The 7006-nt window shown below is 45.8% G+C and carries 7 protein-coding genes; all 7 read left to right on the top strand.

What is annotated here, in order from left to right; all coding sequences use genetic code 11:
- Positions 1-90: 90 nt before the first annotated feature.
- The 7 genes from CCU_RS08875 (at position 91) to CCU_RS08845 (ending at position 6940) form a co-directional block, all read left to right on the top strand.
- Positions 91-234 carry a response regulator transcription factor gene (locus CCU_RS08875; protein WP_015534372.1) on the top strand — a complete coding sequence of 48 codons (144 nt, stop codon included), beginning with the start codon at positions 91-93 and terminating at the stop codon, positions 232-234.
- A 288-nt stretch (positions 235-522) separates the two neighbouring features.
- Positions 523-1551 carry an L-glyceraldehyde 3-phosphate reductase gene (locus CCU_RS08870; protein WP_015534371.1) on the top strand — a complete coding sequence of 343 codons (1029 nt, stop codon included), beginning with the start codon at positions 523-525 and terminating at the stop codon, positions 1549-1551.
- 159 nt (positions 1552-1710) lie between these two features.
- Positions 1711-3357, top strand: coding sequence for an aminotransferase class I/II-fold pyridoxal phosphate-dependent enzyme (locus CCU_RS08865; RefSeq protein WP_208896130.1), 1647 nt, complete (start codon positions 1711-1713; stop codon positions 3355-3357).
- Between the two features lie 94 nt (positions 3358-3451).
- Entirely contained in the window at positions 3452-4075 is a 624-nt protein-coding gene (tmk, locus tag CCU_RS08860) for a dTMP kinase (protein ID WP_015534370.1), read from the top strand.
- Between the two features lie 69 nt (positions 4076-4144).
- The gene (locus CCU_RS08855) at positions 4145-5137 is read left to right on the top strand and encodes a DNA polymerase III subunit (RefSeq protein ID WP_015534369.1); all 993 of its coding nucleotides are present in this window, start codon (positions 4145-4147) and stop codon (positions 5135-5137) included.
- Positions 5137-6045, top strand: a complete 909-nt coding sequence (locus CCU_RS08850; protein ID WP_015534368.1) for a PSP1 domain-containing protein — start codon at positions 5137-5139, stop codon at positions 6043-6045. The genes CCU_RS08855 and CCU_RS08850 overlap by 1 nt, the downstream gene beginning before the upstream one ends.
- Entirely contained in the window at positions 6020-6940 is a 921-nt protein-coding gene (locus tag CCU_RS08845; RefSeq protein WP_208896129.1) for a tRNA1(Val) (adenine(37)-N6)-methyltransferase, read from the top strand. Before CCU_RS08850 ends, CCU_RS08845 begins: the two co-directional genes overlap by 26 nt.
- Positions 6941-7006: the final 66 nt, after the last annotated feature.

Genomic DNA, 7006 nt, shown 5'->3' with positions numbered 1-7006 from the left:
ATCAGACCGTCAGCGGAGGAGTGCGTCCGCAATCCGAGGGCAAGATCGACGAAGATGAGATGGGCTGTAAAAACAGAATAAAGGACACAGATGGGATACAAGGTTCTTCTGGTGGAGGATGACCACGACATAAGGGAGGCTGTGGCTGACTATTTCACAGGAGTTGAGGCAAGTGAGATGAATGTGAGCTGCGCCTGTTATGGCACTTTTTCGGTGACGATAAGCTCCCGGTAAATGCGCAACAGGCATATAGAGGATAGCAAAAATGTCCGGGATAATTTAGGCAGAACATTTATAGAAATCATAATAAAATTTTCATATATAATACAAAAATATTCATATTTTTTTGACGTAATTGGTATGATATACTTCAAAATATAGTGATAACTTGCGTATATAAAAAAGAAACCATCAGTGTCCATGAAGTTGTAAGTGGGGTGGTTTCTTTTGCGTGAACCCCGGCTTAGACATGAACGGGAAGTGGATATTTTTCAAGATATTATTTTTTAGAGAGGTATTGATATGGGAGATTATAAGGCAGCAGCAGATAGATATAAGAATGTTGAGGGTACAGGATTTTACAGACACTGCGGAGACAGCGGTCTCATGATGCCGCCTCTGGCACTTGGACTCTGGCACAACTTTGGAACAAATGACGACTACGAGAATATGAAGAAGATGTGTTTTACCGCATTTGACAACGGAATAACACATTTTGATATAGCAAACAACTATGGTTCAGTGTACGGAAGTGCGGAGGAGAACTTTGGAAAGATACTCAGAGAGGATCTGGGTGCGTACAGGGATGAGCTGATAATCAGCACGAAGGCCGGATTCGATATGTGGGAAGGCCCTTACGGCAACTGGGGCAGCAGAAAGTATCTCATAGCGAGTCTGGACCAGAGCCTTAAAAGACTTGGCATCCCTTATGTGGATATATTCTACCATCACAGAATGGATCCGAACACTCCGCTTGAGGAGACCATGGGTGCGCTGGCGCAGATAGTAAAGAGCGGAAAGGCACTCTACGTAGGACTCTCCAACTATGACGGACCTACCATGGCAAAGGCGGAGCGCATACTTGATGAGCTTCATGTGCCATTTGTGATAAATCAGAACAGATACAGCATACTGGACAGATCTGTCGAGAACAATGGGCTTCTGAAGCAGACATACGCATCAGGCAAGGGACTCATATGCTTCTCGCCTCTGGCACAGGGAATGCTGACAGACAGATATCTGAAGGATATGCCGGCGGACAGCAGGGCAGTGAAGGACGGAAGATTCCTTCATGAGGATCAGGTGCTTGAAACTAGACCTCTCCTCAACCAGTTAAATGAGATCGCAGCCGGATATGATATGAAGCTATCAGAGCTTGCCATCGCATGGCTGCTGAACAAGCCGGAGGTCACAACAGTGCTGATCGGTGCTTCAAAGCCTGAGCAGATCATCAGCAATCTCAAGGCTGTTGAAAAGCAGGCACATACAGTCATGACCGATGACGAATTACAGAAGATCGAGGATGCCGTTGCAGCATTTGAAAGATCATAAAATAGGCAAAACTTTTTTTATACCCCCTCGCAGGAGAAGCCGGATAGAGCTTCTCCTGTTTTTTATATCTGTGCAGACGTTGGGAGAAGTCTGTGCTGTTACAAATACATAAAAGTATGGTATTATATCACACAGAATCTATGTTACGGAGAAAAACTGGTGAAGGAATATATAAATGAAGCACTTGAAAAATATATAGAGAAGGGTACATACCCGTGGCACATGCCTGGGCACAAGAGACAGCCGATAGAAGCCGTCCAAAATGTTGATAACATTTCAAAATCCCGGGAAAACTTCTGGAACGGGGTGTATGCACATGATTTCACTGAGGCTAAAGATCTTGACGACATGCATGAGCCGGAGATGTTCATAGCGGATAGTATTGCCGAGATGAAGAAGGTGTATGGAACATTTGCAACATATATGCTGGTGAACGGTTCCACATCCGGACTTATGACAGCTATACACGCCACCTGTCACAGGGGAGACGTGATACTTGCGGCAAGAAACTGCCATAAGGCGGTGTACAACGCTATCTGTATGTTGGAGCTTGAGCCCGAGTATATAGTGCCGGATTATGTGAGTATGAGCTGGCCTGACGGTGTGGGTCAGAATGAAGTCGGAGCAATATCGAATGGAATGTCAGATGATGGAGAAGATGACTGCGAAATATCGGAAATGATGGCTCCAGGCGATGAAGATGATCGTGAAATGTCAGAGAGGACAGACATACTGGGTGACATATCGCCGGATAAGCTGGAGCTTGCTCTTAAGGAATTGGTAGCAGATGGCAGAAAGCCAAAAGCGGTGATAATCACATCGCCGACATATGAGGGTGTCATATCTGATATAAGGACCATAGCCGGGATAGTACACAGGTATGGAATATATCTCATTGTGGACGAGGCACAGGGAGCACATCTGAACTTCATGGAAGGACATGAGACCGCCATGCAGCAGGGCGCGGATATTGTCATCGAGAGCCTGCACAAGACCATGCCGGCACTCACACAGACATCACTTCTTCATGTGATGAATCCTGAGCTTGATGAGAGGGTTAGAAGATATCTGCAGATATTCCAGACATCTTCGCCTTCATATATATTTATGCAGAGCATGGAGAAGGCAGTTGCATTTGGCGCAAATAACAGAGATGCATTTGCTGAGTATGGACGGAGGCTTGAGACATTTGCCGGGCAATGTGATGGGCTCAGAAATATACGGCTGTTCAGACCTGATGCTTCCTCAGTGAAAAATGATGAGATCTGTAATGCGTGTAAAGTGTTCGACCATGATGAGGGCAGGCTGGTATTTGTCGTGAGACCGGGAACTGTGGACGAGTCGGGACAGAAATTCACAGGAGTTATGCTTGCTGATATTCTGGCGGACAGGTATGGGCTAATCGTTGAGATGGCATCGGTGAGTTATGTCATTTGTATATCATCTGTTGTGGACAGTGCAGATAGTTATGATATACTATTTAATGCGGTGGCTGAGATAGACGGGAACCTTGGCTATGAGCCGGATAAAACAGACCGGCAGGAGCTGGATATCATATCCGGCAGAAGGTCAGTCATGCCGCCGGGAATCGCATGGGACAGACCTGTGGAGAGCGTGCCGATTGAGGGTGCGGCTGGAAAGGTGTCGGGAGCATTTGTATATGCATATCCGCCGGGAATACCGGTGCTGGCGCCGGGAGAGGTAGTTGACCGACAGGCAGTGAGCGGAATAAAGTCCATGATAGACAACGGACTTAATGTGGCAGGAGTCAATGACGGTTATATCAAAGTTCTGTGCGGAGAATGATATGTAGCATTACTATCTGGAAGGTTTGAGAAGAATCACAATATAAATATGAAAGGTGTACATGTGTAGGAACAGCATATGGCAGGGTTAGGATATGAGAGGAATATTTATAACTATAGAGGGCCCGGACGGAGCGGGCAAGACCACACAGAGGGAGTTGCTTAAGGAATATCTGGAGAAGAAAGGCTATGACGTGCTGATAACCAGAGATCCGGGGGGAAATCCCATAAGTGAGGCGATCCGCGAGGTTATATTGAACAAGGATTTTACAGAGATGGGATATATGACTGAGCTGCTTCTGTATGCTTCGGCGAGAGCCCAGCTTGTGAAAGAGAATATTAAGCCTGCACTGGATGCCGGTCAGGCGGTGATCGCAGACAGATTTGTGGACTCATCCGCTGTGTATCAGGGAATCGGAAGAGGACTCGGAGTTGACACGGTGTATAAGGTAAATGAATTTGCACTTCAGGGAATCATGCCGGATATGACATTCCTCATGGATCTTGACGCCCAGGAGGGAATATCCAGAAAGAAGAACCAGGCTGAACTTGACAGAATGGAGAATGAAAAAATGGAGTTCCATCAGAAGGTCGTGGATGGATACCGCATGCTTGCGGATATGCACACTGAGAGAATAGTGAAGATAGACGCTACTTTACCTATTGATGAGATTCATGGTATAATAGTAGGGTATGTAGAGAAGAAACTTAATCTTTAATATATTTTGATTTTGGAGAAGGTCAGAATAGACATACAGAAACAATTAATTGTAAGGGGGTTGGTATATATGATAGATTTCACAGACATAATCGGACATGAGGACATAATACGCCACTTCAAGAGTAGCATTGAGCTGGGTAAGATATCTCAGGGCTACATCATCAATGGCGAGACAGGAAGTGGAAAAAAGACCCTTACCAGGGCGCTGGTCAAGACTCTCCAGTGTGAGGAGGGCGGTACAGAGCCATGTAATCATTGTAAGTCATGTCTTCAGTGTGAGACGGGAAATCAGCCTGATATCGTGTGGGTGACCCACGACAAGCCAAATGTGATCTCGGTTGAAGAGATACGTGATCAGGTGAATTCTGATATTGATATCAAGCCTTATAGCAGCAGATATAAGATATATGTTATAGAGGATGCACAGCTTCTGAATGTAAATGCACAGAACGCTTTGTTAAAGACGATCGAGGAAGCTCCGTCCTATGCAATAATCATACTGCTCACCAACAATCTTGATAAGATGCTTCAGACGATACAGTCCAGATGTATAGTGCTGAATGTGAAGCCTGTCAGAGAACATGATATACTTGATTATCTCATGAACGAGCTGAAGCTGGACAAGCAGAAGGCTGACTTCTGTATGGATTTTGCCCAGGGCAATCTGGGAAAGGCCATCAGGCTTGCAACTAGTGATGAGTACAAGGAGATCAAGGAAAATGTGGTGAAGTTCATGAGACATATAAGTGATATGTCGGTTGATGACATGATATTTGCCATTAAGAATATGGAGCTGTACAAGCTCAAGGTAAGTGACTACATCGATCTGATGATGATGTGGTACAGGGACATTCTTATGCTTAAGGTGTCCAATAACCCGGGCCGGTTGATGTTCAAGGAGTATTATTCTGATATAAGAAAGCAGTCCTCACACATCAGCTATGAGGGTATAGAAAAGGTACTCAAGTCTATGGACAAGGCCAAGGTCAGACTTGAGGCGAATGTCAGCTTTGACATTGTCATGGAGCTTATGCTCCTAACCATGAAGGAGAATTGTTAATGAAAGAGATTATAGGAGTTCGTTTCAGACCAAACGGTAAGATATATTATTTTGATCCACAGAACTTTGAGGTCGAGGCTGGCAGTTTTGTCATTGTCGAGACCGCAAGGGGTGTGGAGTACGGCAAAGTGGTTCTGGGAAGACGAGAGGTAGAAGAGGGCAAGATAACGGCGTCACTCAAGCCGATCATAAGAATTGCCACAGAGGATGACACCAGAAGATACGAGGATAACAAGAAGAAGAGCAAGAGAGCATTTGGCATATGTCTTGAGAAGATCGCAAAGCATAAGCTGGACATGAAGCTCATCGAGGCTGAGTATACATTTGACAACAATAAGGTGCTGTTCTACTTCACAGCAGACAGGAGAATCGATTTCCGAGAGCTGGTAAAGGATCTGGCGTCGGTGTTCAAGACAAGAATAGAGCTCAGACAGATCGGTGTCCGCGACGAGACCAAGATGGTGGGCGGAATCGGTATATGTGGAAGGGAACTCTGCTGTAACAAGCATTTGTCAGAGTTCGTTCCTGTGTCGATCAAGATGGCGAAGGAGCAGAATCTGTCGCTGAATCCAACCAAGATATCAGGTGTGTGCGGAAGACTTATGTGCTGTCTGAAGCATGAGCAGGACACTTACGAGTATCTGAATGAGAAACTTCCAAATGTGGGAGATTTCGTGAGAACAATAGATGGAAATAAGGGCGAGGTCATGTCAGTTAACGTTCTCCGACAGAAGGTTAAGATCGTGGTGACAGACAAGGATGACAACAAGGAAGTTATGGAGTATCCTGTGGCTGAACTCAAGTTCAAGCCTAAGAGAAGAAAGAATTCAGAGAGACTCAGCGCTGAGGAGTACAAGGCACTTGAGGCATTGGAGGACAAGGGTGGAAAGTCCAAATTTGACGATTAGACCGGAAGTGGATATTAAATACTGTGAGAGGATAGATGACCTGCAGTGCAAGGGTTATCAGATCATACAGAACAGCGGAATGTTCTGCTTTGGGATGGATGCTGTGCTGCTGGCAAACTATGTGAGATTTAAGCGCGGTGGCAGATATCTGGATCTCGGAACGGGAACAGGTATCATACCTATACTTCTTGCTGCAAAGGAGTATGGGGATGAAGCTCTTACCAGAGAGGAGAGACTTGCTGGTTTGAATGCCGATGATTATAGATCCTCACATGATTGTATTGCCGTAGATGGAGTTACTAATTCGGATGCAGGGGTGAATCAGCAGCCTGGCGGTAAAATGGCAGATGGAGCACGGTTTATAGGCATAGAGCTTCAGCCCGCATGTGCGGACATGGCGGCAAGGAGCGTGAGCCTTAATGGGCTTGATGGTTTAGTGCGAATAGATAACGGAGATATAAAGGAGGTCTCTTGTAACTACAAGAAGGCCTCCTTTGACATAGTGACCTCAAATCCGCCATACATAAAGGGCAGTCACGGTCTGGAGAATCCGGATGCTCCGAAGAACATAGCGAGACATGAGGTGCATGTGACGTTGGATCAGGTGGTGGCAGCGGCAGAGCATGCCCTTAAACCCGGCGGAAGTTTTTATATGATACATAAGCCGTTCAGGCTGGCTGAGATATTTGAATGCCTGCATGAGCACAGGCTTGAGCCAAAGAGGATGCAGCTTGTACATCCATACATAGATAAGGAGCCAAACATGGTCATAGTGGAGGCCGTTAAGGGTGGCAACTCCATGATCAAGATTGATCCGCCTATGATAGTCTACAAAGCTCCGGGAGTGTACACGGAGCAGCTGCTGGCGACGTATGAAGGCAGTGCAAAGCGGTAACAGGCAACGGCTGCAGCATGAAAGTGAAAAATGTTGTAAACACCCTAATGTACATATTACAGATAG

Origin of the sequence: Coprococcus sp. ART55/1 (genome assembly GCF_000210595.1) — a bacterium.
GTDB classification, from domain to species: Bacteria; Bacillota; Clostridia; order Lachnospirales; family Lachnospiraceae; genus Coprococcus; species Coprococcus aceti.
The sequence above is the reverse complement of the archived record's forward strand: the minus strand, read 5'-3'. Positions and strand labels throughout refer to the sequence as shown.

What these genes read in the sequence shown, in the direction of transcription:
- CCU_RS08870 (WP_015534371.1), top strand. Translation starts at nt 523, where the DNA reads ATGGGAGATTATAAGGCAGCAGCAGATAGATATAAGAATGTTGAGGGT.
- CCU_RS08850 (WP_015534368.1), top strand. Translation starts at nt 5,137, where the DNA reads ATGAAAGAGATTATAGGAGTTCGTTTCAGACCAAACGGTAAGATATAT.
- CCU_RS08855 (WP_015534369.1), top strand. Translation starts at nt 4,145, where the DNA reads ATGATAGATTTCACAGACATAATCGGACATGAGGACATAATACGCCAC.
- CCU_RS08875 (WP_015534372.1), top strand. Translation starts at nt 91, where the DNA reads ATGGGATACAAGGTTCTTCTGGTGGAGGATGACCACGACATAAGGGAG.
- tmk (WP_015534370.1), top strand. Translation starts at nt 3,452, where the DNA reads ATGAGAGGAATATTTATAACTATAGAGGGCCCGGACGGAGCGGGCAAG.